Here is a 19,843-nt window from a genome sequence, read left to right on the forward strand (position 1 = left end):
TTTGACCACGGAAATACGAGTCAAACAGAACGTTAGTTCGGTAAGTAGGACAATAACAAAACCCGTATATCTTCACATTAATGCACATTCAATCAAATAGAACAGCCCCAAAATAGATGATGCTGATTATTGTAATGATGCTCAGAGGCCTTATATTACGGGGGTTCTAATGATTATGGAAATGCATTTGCTCACAATTTGACCACATCGTTCATTAATGCCGAGAATTTTTCTGATGCTTCTTTCTTAACTGTTTTTGTGACGTGAAGATAGACAAGTCTGGTGGTTGCATCGTTTTTGTGGCCGAGACGTTGCATTATTGCCTCCAAGCTTACCCCAGCTTCTGCGAGCAAGGAAGTGTGAGTGTGTCTGAGCGAATGAGGTGTAAGACGCCGCGGAAGATTCATGCAGCGAGTCAAGCGGTCCATTCGAAGTTCAATAGTTCGGCGTTTTGGCGGATATCCAAATGCATCATCCGTTCTTCCGAAAACAAACCCTTTATCATGGTATACCTTTCGTTTAGACATTTTAAATTCATTTTGTTTCTTGCGGTGCGTTTCCAGTTCAGCAATTATTTTCGGATCAACATCAATTGTTCGACGAGCGGACTTTGTTTTGGGAGTCTCGACTTTATATACTGTGGAAGCGTCGGTGGGGTTATTTAGAGTCCCATTAATAGAAATAGTATGTGAATCAAAATCAACATCAGACCATTTCAGAACACAAAGTTCGCCAACGCGGATACCTGTATATGCCATTATTAAAAAAGCCAGATAGTCACCTTCAAGCCCTGTATGCTTTGCCAATTGCAGAAATTCCGCCAATTGATCTTTTTCCATATACTTCGGAAGTTCCTCCGTCTCTAATGCTGCCGGTACTTTCGCAAATTCTGTAGGGTCTTGTTTGATTTCTGAAAATTCCAATGCTTTGCGAAAAATCATTTGCGCTGTTCCGTGAATACCTACAACAGTATTGCGTGCCATTTTTGAGGACATGTCAAGTAAAGCGTCCTGGTAGCTTTTGCGAGTGATATTTCGCAAGCGAACTTTTGCAAAATATTTTCGCAAAGACTTAACTTGGTATTCACGCTGACGGTTGGATCCGTCTTTGTGATTTTCTGCGCGGTATAATTTTAACCATGTTTCGGAAAATTGTTCAAATGTCGTGTTCGATTCTTTTACAAATACCCCGTCAGCAACCTCAGTTTCCACTTTAGCTGCTGCTATCTCAGCTTCTTTTTTTGTTTTAAAACCGCTTTTTGTATCCTGTCTTCTTTCTCCTGTTACCGGGTCCCTGCCAATATCGACGGTATAAGACCAGGTTTTTCCGCGTTTTCGAATGTAGGCCATATAAAAAAATCTCCTTTCACAAAAAAACTACGTATAAATGAGTACAAGAAAATCATTAAAAATCAACTGATGAAAGCCTTCTTAATCCGCCAAAATTATTATCGGGACTATTGGTGGAACCTTCACGAAGTTCAAAAAGAATTTTATCAATCTCTTTTTTAGATTGCGAACCTGGATAAATGATTTTAAAAAAAATTGAATCCTGCGGAGTTTTAGCAGCAGACTGAAATTTATAGTTTTCTATTAACAGAAGGCTATCACTTCTCGAAAGATTGAAATTTTGCATTAAATATGTAACTAATCGCCATTTCAAACAATCATTCGAAGTATAGGTCGCTTTAGAAATTCTGAAGAAATTATATCTATAACCTAACGCAAGTCTTAATACATCTTCTGGGAGAACTAATTCTGCAGCGAAGGCATTAGCTTGCTTTTCAAATATTTCGTCTGCATTTTCTAACATATTCTCAGCTCGGTCTAAAAATTGAGATTGTTTATCTCTATGCAAGAAATAGTGTCCAAGTTCATGAGCAATTGTAAAATTTCTTCTTTCTGGAATATGCTTAGAGTTATACACGATAGTAGTTTCATCTTCGTCGATGGCAAGCATCCCACAGAATGATTCTTTTCTAAAAGGGAAATGATCCAACTTAATATTGTGTTTTACGGCAAGGTTAATGATTAACAAATCGCATCTATACTTAAGCGGATCAAAATTTATGACTGAATAGAATTCACGAAAAAGCGCTCTTGCTCTCTTCTCAGGTTCAAGGAATATTGATTGATCCAATTATAAATGCACCTCATTTGCCTTCGCGGTCTTTTAAGATACGTTTTTTTCTCATTTTGAAATATTCTTCTAAGTCTTCTGCTAGTTCCTCTTTCTCTCCTTCAGTCAGATCATTGTTGGCAGTTCTCAACCAAGCTTTAATGGAATTCGGTGTTTCAGTAAGATTCGGTGTTGGGTCATCTGTTCTCCCTAAAAGGTAATCAGTAGCAACATCAAAAAATTCTGCAATTTTTTGGAGCGTTTCAAAGTCGGGTTCTCTAAAACCTTGTTCGTAGCTCGCGTATGTAGTACGAGCGATTCCAATTTTTTGAGCGAATTCCCCTTGAGTAATTTTTTTATTGGTCCTTAACTTACGTAGTCTAACCGCAAATGTCATATACGCCACCTATCTTTTTTTGAATTACACTCTATGTGTATTATAACCGATGACTCGCAAAGAGTAAATAATTGTTGACCATACACTTTTCGTGTAGTATTATAGGTTTACGCTTTTCGAGTAGAAGAGAAAGGAGGACTAATTTGAATCGGCTATGGCTTAAGAAAATGAGAACAGAACTTAAAATGACACAAGAAGCTGTTGCAGAGAAGGTAAATGTAGCAAGGACAACGTATGCAATGATTGAACAAGGGAAAAGGCAACCTAGTGTGTCTGTTGCAAAGGAAATTGCTATGGTTTTGAATTTTGAGTGGATCATTTTTTTTGATGAAAAAATACTCGAAAAGAGTAATTTATTTGAAAGTTCTCTGTCAAATCAAGCCGCTCGTTGAAATTTTGATGAGATAAAGGTAGGTGAAAATCATTGCCAAATAGCAAAAAAATCCTTAAGGCAGAGGACTTGCCTGATATTTGTACACCGCAAATCTGTGCGGATTTCCTTGGTATCTCCCGTGGCCGTATCTATGAGTATTGCCAACTTTCCCCGGGAGCAAACGGTATACCGAGCTATTTGATCGGCAAAAGCAGGAAAATCGACAAGCAAGATTTACTCAACTGGAAAGAAAAACAAAAGGGCCTGCAAGGCTTGGCCTAACATTGGCCGTAGTTTGGCACGGGATCATATGTTCCCATATGCTAGCATTCACGTAAAGGTACAAAACGTGAAGTGGAACAACGAAAGCGAGGGATAACAAATATTGGATGCTGTTTCATTCGGTCAGTATTTGAAACTGCTAAGGAAATCAAAAGGGATGAGCACTCACAAAGTAAGTAAATCATCTGAGGTATCACAATCATATTTATCCCAGATAGAAAATGGTCACAAAGGAATTCCATCACCAGATATGATCCGCAAAATCTCTACCGCACTTGGATGCACACACATAGGCATGATGATCAAAGCTGGTTATGTGACTGAGCAGGAAGTATACGGGTGGATTCACACTAATGGGGGAGGAGAAAATGAGAATGGGTAATCAATTAATTCCAGTTGAACAAAAGTTGGTAAATTTTAACGGCGCTGAAATCTTAGGCGTAAAAACGAATGACGGCAAGGTTCGTGTCGGGGTGTCCTATATCTGCAGAGGTATTGGGTTTGACAAATCCCAAAAAGACAATCAGGTGCAAAAAATTCAAAATGATATCGTTCTAAAAAAGGGGTGCTTGAAATTTCAAGCAGGGGTAATCGATCCTAACAATGAAGTGCTCACAATCGATCTTGAATTCCTCCCGTTATGGTTAGCTAAAATCTCAATTACTCCTGCGATGCAAAGTGAAAGTCCGGATGTTGCTGACAAGTTGATCGAATATCAATTAAAAGCCAAAGATAAATTGGCAGAAGCGTTTCTTCCACAGCAGACACCTATCACTGGTATTGAAGATCTTATAATTTTACAAGCCCAATCTATGAAAGAGGTTAAGGCTCAGGTCGCAATACTTCAAGTTGAAGTCAATAACTCGAAAGAAACAGTATCGGCCATTAAAGAAACTTTCATGCAGCGTGATGAGGATTGGAGAGCATCGATAAATTCCATGATAAACGCAGCGGTGGCAAGAACAAACGGTGATCATCGAGAAATTCGAAGTGATAGTTATAAAAGACTTGATGAACGTGCTGGAGCCCGGCTTAACGTAAAGTTGGCCAATCTCAAAAAGCGCTTGGAAGAGAGTGGGGCAACAAAAACCAAAATCAAGGAAGCGTCTAAATTGGACGTGATCGAAAACGATAAGCGTTTAAAAGAAATCTACACAACCATCGTTAAAGAACTATCGATCGGTTCCCTATAAAAAAACAAGGAGCGATTTTAAATGAATCTCACAAAACAGGAAATGAACTTGATCAACGTTGTAAGAAGCTTGTGCTTCGAGGATGTATTGGACGCGGTAACAGGCATTCAATACCAACAAGGGGCAGCAAGCCAAATGGTAATTAATAAGCTGCATGAAGGGGATAAGCTTAACGCTGACGGTTTCAGAGAACGTGCCGCCAACCTTGACAAATTGCAAGACGCATTAGGCCGCGCAAATGCTGAATACGTAGAGCACATTTACCCGGGAGACGTGCAGCCTGGAGTTATAAAAATGGCGGAATCAAACGCAAAAGAAGTCATTTTTCTCTTAGAACTCATTAATGAATATAACGCGACCTGTACCTTAGAATTTAAAGCATTTAATAACGTTGATCCAATTCTAGGAATAGTATCTGAGCCAGTAAGAGCTGAGCCATTTGAAGGAGGGGAAGAAGGGGATTCGATCCTTATTTATCTTGGACAAGCAAGCTTAGGTTTTGAGTTAAAGGGACATTCATTTTCTAAACATATTAGCGATTGCCAGATTGATATTTGTATTGCAAGCGATAGCTATGCAGCATGGTTTTCAAGTTCAGTCATCCCTCCAGAAGGTATTGCAAAAGCAAATTCGCATGTTGATGCTAACAATGGAGTCGAAGTTTATGAATTGGATCGTGATAAGCCTGAATTTCTAAGGGAAATTGATGGATTAATTCATCATTTGGCAATGAGCGGTCAAGTCATTAAGGAGCTTGATAGTAGTGTCCTGGGGAAATATCGCATTGTAGTTGGTAGTAGTGAATAGGCTTATGAAATGCAAAAATCACCTTGCTGCCCCGCCAAGAACGTAAGGTGATTTCATAAAAAAATGCCCGAAGCAATATGCTCTTGCGCAATATTATACATAATCTGTTTATCCAGCGCAAGAGCTGCCTTCGGATTCCAGGAGGTTAATATGCCCAAATTACTCGTAAAATCAATCGCTGATCGCATAAGAGAAGTGGAAGAAGATGTAATCGATTCGATCCAGTTTACTTCATCTAAGTATGAGTATATGGACTTATTCTTGACAATTCTCAATCAAGCCGATGCAGATACAAGGTATCTAATTGAAAAAATGGATGGTCTGACCGATCCGATTCTTTTTTTTGCAATAAAAAAAGCTTATTTAACCGGGCTGCAGGATGGCATGAAGGTTGGTGAGCTGTATTGAATCAGGTACTAAACGATTTTATTACTAGCCGTTTAGATGGTGTTGAAGGCTTGGCGGAAAGTCAAGAAGGTGTAATAAAAGCAAGATCACAATTCGATTCTCTTATGGAACTCATTAAACCATCAATAGGCTCTAAACAGTATGATGCAATCCATAACGCAGTAAATGGGCTGCTCCAGGAAGGCATTGATGCCGGCTACTCCATTGGAATTGCTGACGGCGTAAAACTTGGTTATGAACTTGCAGACTTTTCAGGAAGGGTGACTAAACATAATGGGTGATCGCATTGCTATGGTCGGTAGTGACAAATTAAAGGTTGAAAAACTCCCGAGCATTTTCTCGTCGCAAAATAGCGCAAATACCGATTTGTTCGAAGCTGGGATGATCCAAGTTTTAAGCGAGTTGGGTAAAATGTATTACCTTAAGCTGGGCCGTGAGTCCCTTAAGGAATTTAATCCTAAATGGTTTGATGAAGCTTGCACGGAGAGTGACAGAAACCTGAACTTGCTGAATCCTACACTTTCGCCAGAACAAGAGAAACTTTTCGATGATTATGTTACTGCCGAAACTTTCTGCCGTGCATTGAGCGAGGAAAACAGCTTTATCAACGGGTTTATTCAAGGCTACCAATTTCTTAAGCAGTTAAAAGAATCCTGTGGAGGTGCTTGAAATGACACAAACGGCCACATTGGAAAATCAACTTATAGATGCATTTCAGAAGTTCTCAGCAGTTCCTAAAGGTATTCAATACTATCAAGGCAAGTACCATCATCTTGGGTTTGATTGGCGTGCAGCAGCAGCCGGAAGGCCTCCTCAACAGATCGGCCCGGAGGTAATCTTCGACGCAATGTTTGGCGTTGAATGGGATGAAATCAAGCAGTTTTTTTGCGACATTGCTTTTTCAATCCTTGAGGGCACGACGGCTGAATTGATGGAAGCGGCGTTTGGGAAGTGCGAAGTTTCGACTTCTTAAAAGCAGGTGAACCTGGTGGCGAACCCCCAAAAAGAGCACGGTTTTGTTGGAATAGCAAATGAAATATGGGTTGAAATCATCCGTCGAGACTTCACCAAAAGGCAGCAGGATATCCTCTTATTGATTTTACGACTTTCATACGGCTGTGGCCGGAAAGTGGCTCTTATACCAAAACAGAAGGATTTTTCCCTTTGCGGCGTTAGGGAAAACCACATCAAGGACGAGCTTTGGCACCTTATCAATAGCAAAGTCATCGTCAAAGGAGAAGGTAAGGGGGAATATCTGTTCAACAAAGATTATGACTTTTGGCAGGTATCCCCAGTTTTTCGATGGGATGACGAACGTTATAAGGAACTAATTCACATGAATTTGGTAGAAGCGAAAAAAGAGCGGAATTCACTTCCTGAAAAGGGAAGTTTGATAGCCGAGGATGTCGATAGTATTCTTCCTGATTCAGGAACTTTCGATCACGAAAAAACTTACCAAAAAGGGAAGTTTGATAATGAAGAAAAATTCCCGAAACAGGAAGTATCAGAGGGAACGATAAGGACGGACAATCTTCCTGAAAAGGGAAGTTCGGAAGAAAAAAACTTCCTGAAAAGGGAAGATGGACTTCCTAAAAAGGGAAGTTCGACAACCGATGAGCCCAGTAGTGGCGCGGCTTCCGAGGCTCTTAAAAAAGGTTTAAAAAAAGAAAAGATTAAAAAAGAAAAGATATTGTCTCCCCCTGCGGGGAAGATTCCATTCGCAGAAATGGTTTTTTTAACTCAAACAGAAGCAGACAAACTCATCGAAGAATTTGGGCAATCAGAGTTTGATTACTGGATTTCCCAATTGAGCGACTACCATGTTGAAAATATGTCACGTCCCAGCAAAATCAAAAACGATCATAACCGCACGATACGAAACTGGATTAGGACGGATCAGCGGCGGCGCGGTGGTAGGCGAACGGGAGTCAATAACAACGGCAAGCTTTCTCAGGAGGAATTACAAGCCCTAGAAAGGGAAATGCAGGAGGGGAAATAACCGTGAACTTAACGGAAACAAACGATTTACTTGAAACCATTACTGAATTCATTCCGAGCTATGAAGTCACAAAGGGCCGGGTAAAGTCTTGGAATAGAGTGCTTGGTAACATGACTTTTGCTGACTCTAAAAAATACATGGACCAACATTTTCGGGAAAATAAATTTCTGCCGATGCCTGCCGACATTATCGCCCGAGCAAAAGCAGCATTCGACCCGGATAAGATCGTACCCAAGGAACCGCCAGACGACATGCGGAGGCCACGCCGATGATAGACAACATGCACGATTATGAAACAGAAGTGAATGTGCTCGCGGGCCTCCTGTTCTCTGACAAAACGCTTTACGAAGGCATGGCAGTAATAACACCCGGTCATTTTGATGACATGGACAATGTATCCATTTTCAACACGATCAGCGAGCTAACGGAGAATGGACGGCCTACTTTCCAGTTAGTGTATAAGGAGTTGCGAGCTCATTTGCCCAACCAAAAGCTAATGGCGTTAAAAAGCTCGCCCATTACAGAATCATCATTTTCGTACTGGTTGGAAAACCTGCAAACACTGTATGTGCGACGTTCATATTTCAATGCAGCAAAGGATATTGCACAAATTTGCAAAAATGGCGAGGACTTGGGCAGCGTCACGGAGATCGTGGAGAAGCGCATACTTCGGCTGAACCTGAAAGAAGGGGCCAAGGATATCATCACGCCAGAGGATGCCGGCATGCGGGCTGCAGCAGAGTTTGAACGGCGATTCCAGAGCAAAGAGAGTACCTTCGGCGTCAAGCTTTCGCGTGAAATCACATGGAACGGCGAAACAAACGTTGATGGATTCCCGAGCATTGATAGGATCATGAAGGGCCTCAAGGGCGGCGACCTTCTGATTGTTGCAGCAGAAACAGGAGAAGGAAAAACGACGCTGGCGCAAAACATCGTCCGGCATGCCAGTATTCACCAGGACTACCGGACGTACTACCAAAACACTGAAATGGACGAGTTTGAAATTGTTTGTAGGTTTGTGGCCCAAATGTCGGATCTTGAATTTGAGCATATCTATACAGGCGGCAAGCTACTTTCCTCTCAGGACAGGACCATGATCCGGCAAGCGTTTGAAGCATACACTAAATCGCGGGTGTACATTTCTGTGCTTCCTGTATTGACCCCGGAAAAGAGCAGGGGGCTTGCGAGAAAATTCCAAATCGAATACGGCGAGCTTGACCTTTTGGTCATTGATTACGTCGGTCGGATGGAATTGGAAAATAGCAAAGGCAAACAGGAATGGCAGGTTATGCGGGACATTGCGAAGGAGTGTAAGAAGCTGGCGCAGGAGCTTGGAACGGCTTGTATCCTCATCGCGCAGCTTAACGAGGAAGGTAAACTGCAGAACGCCCGGCAAATGGCGAACGAAGCAGACGCAATGTTTTTTCTTCGAGTGCTTGACGAGGAAGAAGCTGCAGCAGCTCCATTCCAAGCAACACATAAGTTGGAATCGAAGAAGACACGCCGGGGCGGGAAGCAACCTATATGGCTCAGTTTTAACAAGCCCCGTATGTACATCACAGAGGTATTCCCTTGATGGAAAACCCCCGAGAGGAATACAAAGCTACAGTGTTGCAGGCATGCCGCTTTGCCGTCAAAGGCGGCGTCCTGTCCGCTGAGTACGAAGACTTCCTGATCGATAACATCGACGAAATCATAGATGCCCTGAGCGATGACGATTTCTTACACCTATTGCGAAACGGTAAAATCCCCGTTGATGACATACAAACGGACGAAGAATACGACCGGATTTTCTCGAAGCAGCAGCAGGCAGAGGCATTGCTCCAATCTAATGTGACAGCCTTTGAACGGCAGAAGATAAATGAATACCGTGGAACGCTTGAATCGATACGGAATGACTACAAACTGCGGGAATGGGACTTTTAAATTCGGGAGGGAAAAACATGATCGAAAAATTCCAAGGGGTAAGCCAACGGGAACTATCAAAAACGGTACATGATATTCGAGTGAACGATGAGAACGTCATGGCTTCACTTGCTGAAATTGTAAATAAAAATCAAGACTTTTCAGTTGAGTCAAAACGATCTAAGGCATTGAAACACATCAATCAATGGCGAGTACTTATTAGAAAACACCCAAATAATGAATGGTATATTTACACGTTGTGCAAACAAATCTATGAGCTTGCAGAAATTGACAAAGTAGATTTCAACGGGGCCGGCAGAGAAGAAAAATTCCTGTTCATCCGTAAGTTAGTCCCTTTTGCTGGGCTGGCAGCACTGGAAGCAGGCGTTCGGGAATACCACGAGTCACGAGAGCGTGAAGGCTGGCGCATGCGGTTTCTTGAGGAAGAGGAAGCCGAGAAGCGCGAAACGGTTGTTGAGGCGATGCAAGTAACCCAAGACATTCTCATGTCATTCATCCAATCCAAGGGGCTCTCAACGGAGCTGCAGGCATTTGTAGCAAATTACGAATTTACCGATGAACGAGCAGCAGCTCAGTGATCTAAAGGATCGTTTGGCGAGAGGCGAGGCTTTGTTGGACACGCTTCGGCCAGACGATCCGAAACGTCGAGTGGTCGAAGAAAAATGCCGAAGCCTTCGAAAGCAATTAAAGGAAAATGCGCAGACGTCTACGCATTCGGGCAGCGTGCAGCCTTCAAACCAAACATATGATCCTGTTATTGAATATCGGATATGCGACGATCCGAGGCCCGACCTGGAGGATGATTCGAAATTATGGGCGGCGCTGCTTGCATTGGCCTATGAGTACGACGAAGAACTGACCGGGATACTGAACGGATTCCGTTGTGGCGGAACCCGGCTCCGGTCCGGGGGTACAAGATGGGTTTTGCGCCCGGATTATGGCCCCCGAGCCTGGGAGTCGCAGGAGCAATACGAAGAAATGAAGGAGCAGTACCTAAAGCCTTTCTTTGCGGTTTTGGTTGCTCTGCTGGACAAATTCACTTCTTTAAACCCCGTGTTCAAGCAAGTCCAGGCTCCAGCAAGGCCGGCAGCCATTCAAACAACAATGCAGATTTAGAAGGGAGGAAAAGTATGCTCCAATTACTACCCAAAGAAGCTATGATCTATGAACGAATAAAAAAATCCTTCGATAACGCGGAGGCCATGGCGGAGGAACTTGAAATGCCAGGGTCAACGCTTCGGTCAATCCTTAAGAAAATGAAAGATGAAGGAATGATACTTCGCTCAGGGAAAAGAGGCGCCTACGGATACAAGGTTGTGGTTATGTCGTATGAAGTCATTGACAGGCATGAACAAAAACCGCGGATCCATCCAGGCAACGACGATTTAATTGATGACTCAATGAATCTTTCCATGAGTGAAGAACAAATCAAGATGCTTATTGATAACCGGCATTTACCACGAAGGCAGCTCGCTGAAATGCTTGGAATCACAAAGCTGCAACTGAATTTTGCGATGCTCAGGCACGGGATCGGCGAATAGATTAGGGGTGCTATGGATGGAACCTGCTGGAAGATGGTTAGAAAGTATTGCCGATCTAAAGCGATCCTATCGCGGGACATACCGAATGTTGCAGAAGGCAAGAGAACGAGCAGAGGCCGCAAACGATAGGGCCGCCCAAGACATTATCACCGAAATGATTTCCGATGTAAGTTTTGTGATTGAATGGATGCATACAGGACGGCGACCAGGAAACAAAAGAGGCATCGAGCGACGCGCCAGTTATCAGAGAGAGAAGCCGGTAGACCCATTGATAATGCAATCCTACGTCAGAAATACACGGTCGGCCAGCCCTTCAACCTTAACGGATACGCAAAGGTATCAAATTGAGGATGCACTCTCCAGGCTAAGTGAAAAAGAAAGAGAATGTTATGTTCTCGCTCATGGTGAATGTTATACCCATTCAGAAATCGCCGAGTTGCTAAATATCACTAAGGGCAGCGTTTCACAGCTTGTATTTAGAGCTCAAAAAAAAATTTCAGATGATTTGCAAAACAGCCTATTTCTTCGGATTTAGGCTGTTTTTTGTCATACGATTGCCACCTATATATGAGAACGTAAGTTCCGGTGATAAGGCATCAAATAACGCCAAAATAGGAGCTACAGAATGCCAGTTGTTTTCAGGGATCGATGTATGTCGGTCGGCTGGCAGGGTGCAAAATTGATTCGCATGGGAATCGAACACCCAGGAAGAAAGATTCTGCCTTGAGGCGTAAGGTGCCTACCTCTACAACGTTTTCCGATTGGAGGAAGGGGTTATGAATCGCTATGTAAATGTTCGAGTTGGGCTAACCACTCACGCCCATAAGAGGTATTGCGAACGGGTGGAGCACATCGCTTATGATGATTTGGTCAGTCAATGTAATAAGCAACTTCAAAAAGGCGATTACGGTCACAACAAAGACAATTATTTTTATCTGGGCGGCGTATGGTGGGCATTCAGATTAAACGAAGACGTTTTGACCCTGATGACCTGTTACGGAAGAACGACGGCGAATCTGCCAGCCGGAATGAAGTGGGCCATCCGCCAAAATGACCGTATTAATTTGCAAACTCTGTGCAGCATTGGGGTGCTGCCGTCATGAAGTTCGTTCAGCCGATCCGGGACCCGGAAGTCATCGAGGGCATGAAAGAATACCTCAAGCAGACGAGTGAGCGTGATTATATATTTTTCTGTCTGGGCATCTATACCGGACTCAGGGTCAGCGACTTGTTGATGCTGCGTGTCCATTCTGTCAAATTGACGCATATCAAGATTGTTGAGTCCAAGACGGGAAAAGAAAAAAAGTCAATCATACCCCCTGATTTTAAGCCGGAGCTTGATGCTTACATTCAGGGGAAGAAGGATGATGACTTTTTATTTCCAAGCAGGCAGGCCAAGAGAAAAAGCAAGCTCAAGGGGCGTCCGATCCATCGCAGCATGGCTTACAGAATGCTAAACAATGTGGCCCGGCGTTTTGGACTCTCGGAGATTGGCTGCCACACGTTGCGCAAGACCTACGGATACCACCTCTACAAGGGAAATCCCGAGGCTTTAGCGTACCTAATGGATGCATTCAACCATAGCCATGAAACTATCACATTGCGCTATCTGGGGCTCTCACAAGACCGATTAGACGAGTTGGTTATTAGAACACTGAAACACAAAAAGAAGTAATTTTCACTCGTTTTCCGAACCGCTTATTCTGCTAATAAAATCAATAATTTCAGAGTTTTGACCAGTGAAACAAAATATACGTTATGTCTTTGTTGATTGACATTTATTAGGGGGATTTGGTCGGTTTACTGGTTGGCTGTGAAGTGAAAAGCTCCCGAAAAATGGGTAGCACTCAAATATCAAACTCAATTAATAAAAATTAATAGTTTACAAGTCTCCTTTTGTATTGGAAAATGGAGGGAAAAAGGGGGTGTGAAATATGATTGTCAGATATATTACTAATGACGGGAGCGAACTCTTCACAGAAGAAAGAGATAGCGTTACCGAGTTATTGGCAATATTGAACAGCCAGGGCAAAGTGAATCTTAGATGGCCTCATTCAGATTCGTACTGGCATGGTCAATTTGTTGAAGCTATTCTTGATATTGAGGAACATGAAGATGGTTCCACCAAAGAAGAATTGCTTTTGTATTTTGAAAAAATAAATTCGAAATAAGACTAAGCACCCATGTGGTGCTTTTTTCTTTTGTGCTCGATTGCATAAAACATGAATAAAACCTAAAATAGCCCGTTAACATTCGTAAACATCATTTTCCGACCATTTCGAAGAATGGCGTAATGACGCGGGTTCCGAGCGTTTTGCATATTTGATGCATAAACGTTCTTTTTATTTGAAGCCGAAAACCCGCATCGTTAAGCGGTTCGCCGCATGGTTGTGCGAAAGTACTTTTGTACAAAATTCAGAGTTTTATACATATGTCCGTGCATAAAACTTGCATAAGGTGGTGGGGTGGTTGAGTGTCAAAACCTAAAGACCCGAACCGGGCCAAAGCATTTAGGCTATGGGTAAAGAGTGGCCGGCAGATGAAGCCCATCGAGATTGCCGCCAAACTCGGAGTCGATGCTGCACGGGTTCGGAAATGGAAGAGTGAGGACGGCTGGGAGCAAAAGCCCGATCCGAAGCGCGGGGCTCCCCAAGGAAACAAGAATGCGAAGGATAACAAAGGTGGCGGCGCTCCGGTCGGAAACGTCAACGCATTCGTGCATGGCCTGTTCAGCAAGCAGATTCTCCCAAACAATCCGCGGCTCCGCGAGATATTCAAGGCATCGGATAAAATCTCTACGCTGGACCTTCTATACACGCAAATCCGGCTGCTTTGGTCAAATCTCATGTTCGGCCAGGAAATTATGCATGTGCAGGACAAAGACGATATGACCAAAGAAATCAAGAAGAAAAAATCAACATGCTTTGGCGGCGATGATGGCGGCGGAGCAGAAGAAACCGAGTGGGAAATACAGTTTGCTTGGGATAAGCAAGCCCGTTCTCTATCGGCTCAGTCGGTCACGATGGGCCGCATTACCTCCATGATCAAGCAATATGAGACGATGCTCCGCACGCTGCCGGCCGACGAAGTGAACGACGAGCAGCGGCTTCGGATCACGAAGTTGAAGGCGGAAGTAGAGAAGCTGACAGGCGGGAACAAAGAACCGGTTCAAATCATTGACGACATTGGGAGTGGGCCCGGATGAAGGTAGTATTATCAACCATCGTTTCCCCGCACTTCCATTCCTTCTGGCAGGCATCGAATTCCCAGAACTACCTGCGGCATGTTTTGAAGGGCGGGCGCGGCTCCGCGAAATCGACGCATATTGCATTGAAAGTCATCAAAGACATGATGAAATACAAGGTGACGGCACTTGTCATACGGAAAGTTGCCAATACCCTGAACGAATCAGTGTTTGAGCAGCTAAAAGAGGCCATTGACATACTTGGGGTAGGGGATTCATGGAAAGAGCAGCAAAGCCCCTTACGATTGATCTACAAGCCATTCGGAAATAGGATCATATTCCGCGGCGCGGACGATCCGGTCAAGATCAAGTCTATCAAGGTCAGCAAATTCCCAATTGCCTTCTTATGGATCGAGGAGCTTGCTGAATTCAAAACCGAAGATGAAGTTACGACCATTGAAAATTCCGTGCTACGTGCGGAACTGCCGGATGGTCTTTTTTATGCGTTCTATTACTCGTACAACCCGCCGAAGCGTAAGCAGAGCTGGACGAATAAGAAATACGAATCGCAGTTCATAGCAGCCAAAACTTACGTGCATCATTCCACATACTTAAACAATCCGCATATCTCCAAAGCTTTCATTGAGGAAGCGGAGGAAGTGAAGCGGACGAAGCCGCTTAAGTACAAATGGGAGTACTTGGGCGAAGCGATAGGGAGCGGTGTTGTGCCGTTTGACAACCTGGTTTTCCGAACCATAACGGACGAGGAAATTGCAACGTTCGATAATATCCGACAAGGTAACGACTGGGGATATGGCGTCGATCCTTTTGCTTTTGTTCGCTGGCATTACGATAAGACGCGCCGGCGGATATATGCAATGGATGAAATTTACGGCGTAAAGCTTGCAAACCGGGAAGTTGCCAAGCGAATGAAGGAAAAAGGGTATGAAAGCATGATGACCACGGCGGATAGCTCTGAACCGAAGTCAATCGATGAAATGCGGGTAGAATTCGGTATCCGAATGAAGGGAGCCCGCAAAGGCCCGGGCAGCGTGGAATACGGCGAGAAGTGGTTGGATGACTTGGAAGAAATCGTGATCGATCCGGCGCGGACCCCGAATATTGCAAAAGAGTTCGAGGATATCGACTATCAGACGGACCAAGACGGCAATCCACGCCCGAAGCTGGAAGATAAGGACAATCATACGATTGATGCCACGCGATACGCATTTGAAGACGATATGAAGCAGGCAAGCGTCTCGTTCGAATAGAAAGGAGGGAGCACATGACCCCGGCAATGAAGGAAATTACGGCCATACTCGAAACTGGCGCTGCTTCTGCAATGACCATTGAGCAAATCATCCGGCAAGAAGTCAGTGACTGGCTTTCCTCTCCGCTCCGATTTCAGATGATCGAAGGGGAGCGCTATTATACCGGCAATACGGATATCCTTCACAGGACGCGGACAGTTATCGGGGAAGGCGGTCGGCTGAAACCGGTTGAGCATCTTGCCAATAACAAACTGGTTCACAACTTCGTCCGAAAGCTTACTGATCAGAAAGTTGGTTACCTCTTGAGCAAGCCTTTGAGCATACAGGCCGACAACGAGGGATACCACAAGCAGCTAAATGGATTCTTTAATGGCGCAATGATGCGCTTGCTTAAGAATCTCGGCAAGGATGCCGTGAATAAAGGCAAAGGCTGGCTGCACGTATATTACAATGCAGAAGGCGCACTCTCATTCAAGCGCATCCCATCCGAGGAGTGCATTCCGCTTTGGCGTGATGCTGCTCATACCGAACTGGATGCAATGATTCGGGTTTACAATGTCACAGCCTACGAAGGAACAATCAAAAAAATCCTTACTAAGGTTGAGTTTTGGAGTCTCGAAGGCGTAAAACGATATGATTACACAAACGGGCAGCTTATTGATGACGTAGAAGCGCCTGAGAGTCAGGCGCATTTTTTTGTGATTGAAGGAGGCGGCGTCGAAAAGCCTTATAACTGGCAGCGGATCCCCTTCATTTGCTTCAAGTACAATGACGAAGAATTGCCACTGATTCAATTTTTGAAATCGCTCGTTGATGACTACGACAAGCGGAAAAGCGATAACAGCAACAATCTTGAGGATTTGCCAAACAGCATATACGTGGTGAAAGATCACGGCGGCACCAACGGCAGCGAGTTCAGGAAAAACATATCTCAGTATCGCGTTGTATTCGTCACAGGCGAGGGCGGGGTAGACACGATCAGCCTTACAATCGATACCGAAGCGTACAAGACGCATATGGAAATGAATCGGAAGGACATATACGAGTTTGGGCGGGGCGTGGACACGCAGTCGAAGGAATTCGGCAGCAGCCCGAGCGGTGTATCGCTCAAATTCCTGTACGCTGATTTGGATATGGATGCCAACAGCATCGAAACGGAGTTTCAAGCGAGCCTTGAGCAGCTTCGATGGTTTATTGATGTTCACCTTGCCAACAGCGGCGCCGGCGACTTCGCGAATGAATCCGTTGATTTTATTTTTAATCGGGACATCCTGATCAATGAAACGGACACGATCACAAACGCAAAGAACAGTGTCGGCATTATATCCGATGAAACGATTGTTGCGAATCATCCATGGGTTACAGATGCGAAGAAGGAAATGGAGCGCCTTGACGCACAAAAAACGGCTGCTATGGAGGAAGCTCAGAATTATGGCGGTATTGGAGCTAATCCAAACGATCAGCAAGCCGGTGGAGCTGGGGGCGTATGAAGTCTGACGCGTACTGGGCCCAGCGGATGGAAATATTGAACGAGGCGCAGCTCGCCAAGGGCGAAGCATTCATTCGGCAAGCAAATGTTGAGTACCAAAAGGCAATAGCCAAGATCCAAAAGGATGTTGACGCCTGGTATCAGCGTTTAGCCAAGAATAACGGGGTCAGTTTGGTCGAAGCGCGACGAATGCTGAAAGCCGGGGAACTGAAAGAATTCAAATGGACCGTAGACGAATACATCAAGGCGGGCCGGGAGAATGCAGTTGATCAGCGTTGGATGAAAGAACTTGAGAATGCGAGCGCTAAGGTTCATATTAGCAGGCTGGAAGCCTTGCAGACACAAATGCGGCAACATGTCGAAGTGCTCGCAGCGAAGCGTCAGGCAGGGACACGCGAGCTTCTAGGCGGCATCTATAAGGATAATTATTACCGTAGCATATTTGAGCTACAGAAGGGCGTAGGGCTCGGTTCCAGCTTTGCCAAACTGGATCAACGGCAACTTGATAGTTTGCTTTCGACGCCGTGGGCGCCGGACGGCCGCAATTTCAGTTCCAGGATATGGGCAGACCGTGAAAAGCTTGTCCGTGAGTTGCAGACCACACTTACACAAGGTTTAATCCGCGGGGATTCTTCGGAGAAGATGATTTCAGCGCTTTCCGAGCGGATGGGCGTTTCAAGGTCGCGTGCTGAAAACCTGGTACTCACCGAATCTGCCTTTTTCTCTGGAGCATCACGGCGCGCGGCGTATGATGAACTGAATGTCGAAGAGTTCAAAAATGTTGCCACGCTTGATAAATACACTTCGACAATTTGCCGGACTATGGACGGTACTGTGTTCAAGGTGTCGGAGGCGCAGCCGGGCGTGAACTGTGCTCCATTTCATGGCCGCTGCCGGACCGTCGATATTCCGCATTTCGAGGACAACGTGAAAGAAAGAGCTGCGCGGTGGGATGATGGTAAGACCTACGATGTCCCCGGCGACATGAGATATGAGGAATGGGCAAAGAAACATGCTCCCAAGGATGCCAATACGCCGCCGCCGGATAATGGCCCTGTGTTACCGGCTCCTTTCGTCCCAGCAAAGACGTTGAAAGAAGCGGAAGCTGCTGCCAAGCGGGATTATGGCTTTGAAGTCGCGGATTACAGCGGCTTGGATTTAGAAAGCGCAAATTCCATGAATAGAGCAATCGATAAGGCCATACAGGAGTTCCCGGGCATAAAAGGATTCGCGAAGGAAATAACTGCCGTAAACACCGAAGATTTCGTTGCTCAAGCCGGTTTGGCTTATACAAATGGAGTGGCCGTTGCCAATCTGAATATTTCATCACATTATTACAACTCATCTGATATTGATGATATAATCAAGGCATCTGTGGACGCCAAGCACTGGCCGGTAGGCTCTACAAAAGAATCGCTCTTTATTCACGAGTTCGGTCATTTGCTTGAGTACGCCCACGCGATGAAAGTCATGGGGGCCTGGACAGGGGCGGCGCTGACGATTGATGACGCGGAGGTAATATGGTCCCGCATTAATAAGGGGATACTTTCGCAGTCGATCATGATAGAAGCCTTGTCTAATCTGGGCATTGCCAATACTCCGAAAAATATCACCGACGAGCTGAGTAATTACGCGAACAAAAATACAAAAGAATTTTTGGCGGAAGCCTTTGCGGAAGCTTTGGGATCGTCAAATCCGCGTCCGCTCGCTTTGGAAGTTATGAAGATATTGAAAAGAAAGTTAAAGGAGGCCGGCATGCAATGATTCCATTTATCCCCCCGAAATTGGCTCCGTGGATTGAATTCGGTAATGATACGGTCATCCTAAAGCCAGGAGCCCCGGAAGAAGTATTGCCTTTGTATGAGAAATTGAAATCGCAATTAGAGAAAAATGGGCAAGAAATGACATTACGGAAATCATAAGCGGCACTCTCAATACTTGAGGGTGTCTTTTTATTTGGGCTCCGGCTGAGACTGCCGGGGCCTCTGCTCGTTGGCCGGAGCATCACGGCCGCCCGCGGCGGGGTTGCGCCATAAAAACCAATTGGGAGTGGGTCACGATGGATTTGAAAGAACTGTTAGGCGAGGAACTGTATAACCAGGTCGTTGCAAAGGCGGGTGATAAGCACAAAATCGCGCTTGTTTCTGATGGTTCATGGATTCCTAAAGATAAGTTCAACGAGGTAAACGAGGCCAAAAAACAGGCAGACGATACCCTCAAGGAGCGCGACAAACAGCTCACGGACCTGAAAAAGTCTGCCGGCGACAACGAGGAACTGAAAAAGCAGATCGAGACGCTGCAGGATACAAACAAGAAGCAGTCCGAGGAGCACCAGGCGAAGCTGAAAGACCTGTCCGTCACATCTGCTATCGAAAAAGCGCTCAATGGTGCTCAGGCAAAATTCCCTGACCTGCTGCTCGGGAAGATCGACAAAACGAAGCTGGAGCTGCTGCAAGACGGCACGGTGAAAGGTTTGGAAGATCAGATTACCGAGCTGAAAACGAGTTATAAGGACTTGTTCGCAGAGAAACAACCGCCAAACACAACATTTAGAGGCACAAACCCTGCCGAAGGTAGTGGCGGCGGCGGTGCCCCTTCGGCACAATCGATCATTGAACAAAACATTTTAGGAGGACTATAAACGATGGCTATTGCAAACATTTTAGAGTACGCAAAGATTTTTCAAACAGCGCTGGATAAGCAGATCGTAGCGCAAGCAACATCGGGCTGGATGGAGCCAAACGCTGGCCTTGTTCAATACAGCGGCGGTAATGAGGTCAAGGTGCCAAAGCTGACTATGGATGCAATGGGAAATTATGACCGTACAACAGGTTTTGTGGACGGCGCTGTAACGT

General features: G+C 44.9%; 29 protein-coding genes and 1 pseudogene. 27 read left to right on the forward strand and 3 right to left on the reverse strand.

Features of this window, described 5'->3' with window-relative positions; all coding sequences use genetic code 11:
* Positions 1–191 precede the first annotated feature (191 nt).
* The 3 genes from AC3G2T_RS37995 to AC3G2T_RS38005 are packed head-to-tail and all read right to left on the reverse strand — an operon-like array spanning position 192 to position 2,515.
* A complete protein-coding gene (locus AC3G2T_RS37995; RefSeq protein ID WP_488438694.1) occupies positions 192–1,349 on the reverse strand; it encodes a site-specific integrase in 1,158 nt (385 codons plus the stop codon).
* A gap of 55 nt (positions 1,350–1,404) precedes the next feature.
* On the reverse strand, positions 1,405–2,139 hold the full coding sequence (locus tag AC3G2T_RS38000; protein WP_488438695.1) for an ImmA/IrrE family metallo-endopeptidase: 735 nt from the start codon (positions 2,137–2,139) through the stop codon (positions 1,405–1,407).
* 13 nt (positions 2,140–2,152) lie between these two features.
* Positions 2,153–2,515, reverse strand: a complete 363-nt coding sequence (locus AC3G2T_RS38005) for a helix-turn-helix domain-containing protein (RefSeq protein ID WP_488438696.1) — start codon at positions 2,513–2,515, stop codon at positions 2,153–2,155.
* 143 nt (positions 2,516–2,658) lie between these two features.
* On the opposite strand from AC3G2T_RS38005, the gene AC3G2T_RS38010 reads away from it, so the two are divergent.
* The 27 genes and pseudogenes from AC3G2T_RS38010 to AC3G2T_RS38140 all read left to right on the forward strand — a co-directional run.
* Positions 2,659–2,907 (forward strand): helix-turn-helix transcriptional regulator, encoded by a 249-nt coding sequence (locus AC3G2T_RS38010; protein ID WP_488438697.1) that lies wholly within the window; start codon positions 2,659–2,661, stop codon positions 2,905–2,907.
* Between the two features lie 32 nt (positions 2,908–2,939).
* On the forward strand, positions 2,940–3,170 hold the full coding sequence (locus tag AC3G2T_RS38015; protein WP_488438698.1) for a helix-turn-helix domain-containing protein: 231 nt from the start codon (positions 2,940–2,942) through the stop codon (positions 3,168–3,170).
* Positions 3,171–3,273: 103 nt separating this feature from the next.
* Positions 3,274–3,552, forward strand: coding sequence for a helix-turn-helix domain-containing protein (locus AC3G2T_RS38020; protein ID WP_488438699.1), 279 nt, complete (start codon positions 3,274–3,276; stop codon positions 3,550–3,552).
* Complete coding sequence (locus AC3G2T_RS38025) at positions 3,545–4,363, forward strand: phage antirepressor N-terminal domain-containing protein (RefSeq protein ID WP_488438700.1); 819 nt, start codon at positions 3,545–3,547, stop codon at positions 4,361–4,363. The genes AC3G2T_RS38020 and AC3G2T_RS38025 overlap by 8 nt, the downstream gene beginning before the upstream one ends.
* A 21-nt stretch (positions 4,364–4,384) precedes the next feature.
* Positions 4,385–5,170, forward strand: a complete 786-nt coding sequence (locus tag AC3G2T_RS38030) for a hypothetical protein (protein ID WP_488438701.1) — start codon at positions 4,385–4,387, stop codon at positions 5,168–5,170.
* Between the two features lie 150 nt (positions 5,171–5,320).
* Complete coding sequence (locus AC3G2T_RS38035) at positions 5,321–5,578, forward strand: hypothetical protein (RefSeq protein ID WP_488438702.1); 258 nt, start codon at positions 5,321–5,323, stop codon at positions 5,576–5,578.
* Positions 5,575–5,859, forward strand: coding sequence for a hypothetical protein (locus AC3G2T_RS38040; RefSeq protein ID WP_488438703.1), 285 nt, complete (start codon positions 5,575–5,577; stop codon positions 5,857–5,859). The genes AC3G2T_RS38035 and AC3G2T_RS38040 overlap by 4 nt, the downstream gene beginning before the upstream one ends.
* A complete protein-coding gene (locus AC3G2T_RS38045) occupies positions 5,852–6,247 on the forward strand; it encodes a DUF6809 family protein (RefSeq protein ID WP_488438704.1) in 396 nt (131 codons plus the stop codon). Before AC3G2T_RS38040 ends, AC3G2T_RS38045 begins: the two co-directional genes overlap by 8 nt.
* Before the next feature lies 1 nt (position 6,248).
* Entirely contained in the window at positions 6,249–6,551 is a 303-nt protein-coding gene (locus AC3G2T_RS38050; RefSeq protein WP_488438705.1) for a hypothetical protein, read from the forward strand.
* 15 nt (positions 6,552–6,566) lie between these two features.
* Entirely contained in the window at positions 6,567–7,577 is a 1,011-nt protein-coding gene (locus AC3G2T_RS38055; RefSeq protein WP_488438706.1) for a replication protein, read from the forward strand.
* Positions 7,578–7,579: 2 nt separating this feature from the next.
* Positions 7,580–7,849 carry a replicative helicase loader/inhibitor gene (locus tag AC3G2T_RS38060; protein ID WP_488438707.1) on the forward strand — a complete coding sequence of 90 codons (270 nt, stop codon included), beginning with the start codon at positions 7,580–7,582 and terminating at the stop codon, positions 7,847–7,849.
* Positions 7,846–9,153: a DnaB-like helicase C-terminal domain-containing protein gene (locus tag AC3G2T_RS38065; RefSeq protein ID WP_488438708.1), complete on the forward strand. Its 1,308-nt coding sequence runs from the start codon at positions 7,846–7,848 to the stop codon at positions 9,151–9,153. Before AC3G2T_RS38060 ends, AC3G2T_RS38065 begins: the two co-directional genes overlap by 4 nt.
* On the forward strand, positions 9,150–9,503 hold the full coding sequence (locus tag AC3G2T_RS38070; RefSeq protein ID WP_488438709.1) for a hypothetical protein: 354 nt from the start codon (positions 9,150–9,152) through the stop codon (positions 9,501–9,503). Before AC3G2T_RS38065 ends, AC3G2T_RS38070 begins: the two co-directional genes overlap by 4 nt.
* Positions 9,504–9,520: 17 nt before the next feature.
* Complete coding sequence (locus tag AC3G2T_RS38075; RefSeq protein ID WP_488438710.1) at positions 9,521–10,081, forward strand: hypothetical protein; 561 nt, start codon at positions 9,521–9,523, stop codon at positions 10,079–10,081.
* Between the two features lie 31 nt (positions 10,082–10,112).
* Positions 10,113–10,619, forward strand: coding sequence for a hypothetical protein (locus tag AC3G2T_RS38080; protein WP_488438711.1), 507 nt, complete (start codon positions 10,113–10,115; stop codon positions 10,617–10,619).
* 14 nt (positions 10,620–10,633) lie between these two features.
* Positions 10,634–11,044 (forward strand): hypothetical protein, encoded by a 411-nt coding sequence (locus AC3G2T_RS38085; protein WP_488438712.1) that lies wholly within the window; start codon positions 10,634–10,636, stop codon positions 11,042–11,044.
* Between the two features lie 16 nt (positions 11,045–11,060).
* On the forward strand, positions 11,061–11,579 hold the full coding sequence (locus tag AC3G2T_RS38090; RefSeq protein ID WP_488438713.1) for a sigma-70 family RNA polymerase sigma factor: 519 nt from the start codon (positions 11,061–11,063) through the stop codon (positions 11,577–11,579).
* Positions 11,580–11,820: 241 nt separating this feature from the next.
* A complete protein-coding gene (locus AC3G2T_RS38095) occupies positions 11,821–12,147 on the forward strand; it encodes a hypothetical protein (RefSeq protein WP_488438714.1) in 327 nt (108 codons plus the stop codon).
* Positions 12,144–12,719, forward strand: a complete 576-nt coding sequence (locus AC3G2T_RS38100) for a tyrosine-type recombinase/integrase (RefSeq protein ID WP_488438715.1) — start codon at positions 12,144–12,146, stop codon at positions 12,717–12,719. The genes AC3G2T_RS38095 and AC3G2T_RS38100 overlap by 4 nt, the downstream gene beginning before the upstream one ends.
* Positions 12,720–12,978: 259 nt before the next feature.
* Positions 12,979–13,215 carry a hypothetical protein gene (locus tag AC3G2T_RS38105; protein WP_488438716.1) on the forward strand — a complete coding sequence of 79 codons (237 nt, stop codon included), beginning with the start codon at positions 12,979–12,981 and terminating at the stop codon, positions 13,213–13,215.
* Between the two features lie 302 nt (positions 13,216–13,517).
* Complete coding sequence (terS, locus tag AC3G2T_RS38110; protein ID WP_488438717.1) at positions 13,518–14,249, forward strand: phage terminase small subunit; 732 nt, start codon at positions 13,518–13,520, stop codon at positions 14,247–14,249.
* Positions 14,246–15,499, forward strand: coding sequence for a PBSX family phage terminase large subunit (locus AC3G2T_RS38115; RefSeq protein WP_488438718.1), 1,254 nt, complete (start codon positions 14,246–14,248; stop codon positions 15,497–15,499). Before terS ends, AC3G2T_RS38115 begins: the two co-directional genes overlap by 4 nt.
* A 14-nt stretch (positions 15,500–15,513) precedes the next feature.
* Positions 15,514–16,989, forward strand: a complete 1,476-nt coding sequence (locus AC3G2T_RS38120; RefSeq protein ID WP_488438719.1) for a phage portal protein — start codon at positions 15,514–15,516, stop codon at positions 16,987–16,989.
* Complete coding sequence (locus AC3G2T_RS38125; RefSeq protein ID WP_488438720.1) at positions 16,986–18,752, forward strand: minor capsid protein; 1,767 nt, start codon at positions 16,986–16,988, stop codon at positions 18,750–18,752. Before AC3G2T_RS38120 ends, AC3G2T_RS38125 begins: the two co-directional genes overlap by 4 nt.
* Positions 18,749–18,910 (forward strand): hypothetical protein, encoded by a 162-nt coding sequence (locus tag AC3G2T_RS38130; RefSeq protein WP_488438721.1) that lies wholly within the window; start codon positions 18,749–18,751, stop codon positions 18,908–18,910. Before AC3G2T_RS38125 ends, AC3G2T_RS38130 begins: the two co-directional genes overlap by 4 nt.
* A gap of 137 nt (positions 18,911–19,047) precedes the next feature.
* Positions 19,048–19,629, forward strand: a complete 582-nt coding sequence (locus AC3G2T_RS38135; RefSeq protein WP_488438722.1) for a phage scaffolding protein — start codon at positions 19,048–19,050, stop codon at positions 19,627–19,629.
* 3 nt (positions 19,630–19,632) lie between these two features.
* Positions 19,633–19,843 (forward strand): annotated as a pseudogene (locus AC3G2T_RS38140) (hypothetical protein); the annotation flags it as partial.

The sequence above is a fragment of the Paenibacillus sp. sgz302191 genome (assembly GCF_057749925.1).

Bases quoted from the DNA above. Each gene is read 5' to 3' on its own strand.
- AC3G2T_RS38095 (WP_488438714.1), top strand. From the start codon at position 11,821: ATGAATCGCTATGTAAATGTTCGAGTTGGGCTAACCACTCACGCCCAT.
- AC3G2T_RS38035 (WP_488438702.1), top strand. From the start codon at position 5,321: ATGCCCAAATTACTCGTAAAATCAATCGCTGATCGCATAAGAGAAGTG.
- AC3G2T_RS38065 (WP_488438708.1), top strand. From the start codon at position 7,846: ATGATAGACAACATGCACGATTATGAAACAGAAGTGAATGTGCTCGCG.
- AC3G2T_RS38030 (WP_488438701.1), top strand. From the start codon at position 4,385: ATGAATCTCACAAAACAGGAAATGAACTTGATCAACGTTGTAAGAAGC.
- AC3G2T_RS38105 (WP_488438716.1), top strand. From the start codon at position 12,979: ATGATTGTCAGATATATTACTAATGACGGGAGCGAACTCTTCACAGAA.
- AC3G2T_RS38050 (WP_488438705.1), top strand. From the start codon at position 6,249: ATGACACAAACGGCCACATTGGAAAATCAACTTATAGATGCATTTCAG.
- AC3G2T_RS38085 (WP_488438712.1), top strand. From the start codon at position 10,634: ATGCTCCAATTACTACCCAAAGAAGCTATGATCTATGAACGAATAAAA.
- AC3G2T_RS38075 (WP_488438710.1), top strand. From the start codon at position 9,521: ATGATCGAAAAATTCCAAGGGGTAAGCCAACGGGAACTATCAAAAACG.
- AC3G2T_RS38135 (WP_488438722.1), top strand. From the start codon at position 19,048: ATGGATTTGAAAGAACTGTTAGGCGAGGAACTGTATAACCAGGTCGTT.
- AC3G2T_RS38120 (WP_488438719.1), top strand. From the start codon at position 15,514: ATGACCCCGGCAATGAAGGAAATTACGGCCATACTCGAAACTGGCGCT.
- AC3G2T_RS38125 (WP_488438720.1), top strand. From the start codon at position 16,986: ATGAAGTCTGACGCGTACTGGGCCCAGCGGATGGAAATATTGAACGAG.
- AC3G2T_RS37995 (WP_488438694.1), bottom strand. From the start codon at position 1,349: ATGGCCTACATTCGAAAACGCGGAAAAACCTGGTCTTATACCGTCGAT.
- AC3G2T_RS38130 (WP_488438721.1), top strand. From the start codon at position 18,749: ATGATTCCATTTATCCCCCCGAAATTGGCTCCGTGGATTGAATTCGGT.
- AC3G2T_RS38045 (WP_488438704.1), top strand. From the start codon at position 5,852: ATGGGTGATCGCATTGCTATGGTCGGTAGTGACAAATTAAAGGTTGAA.
- AC3G2T_RS38090 (WP_488438713.1), top strand. From the start codon at position 11,061: ATGGAACCTGCTGGAAGATGGTTAGAAAGTATTGCCGATCTAAAGCGA.
- AC3G2T_RS38005 (WP_488438696.1), bottom strand. From the start codon at position 2,515: ATGACATTTGCGGTTAGACTACGTAAGTTAAGGACCAATAAAAAAATT.
- AC3G2T_RS38025 (WP_488438700.1), top strand. From the start codon at position 3,545: ATGGGTAATCAATTAATTCCAGTTGAACAAAAGTTGGTAAATTTTAAC.
- AC3G2T_RS38115 (WP_488438718.1), top strand. From the start codon at position 14,246: ATGAAGGTAGTATTATCAACCATCGTTTCCCCGCACTTCCATTCCTTC.
- AC3G2T_RS38100 (WP_488438715.1), top strand. From the start codon at position 12,144: ATGAAGTTCGTTCAGCCGATCCGGGACCCGGAAGTCATCGAGGGCATG.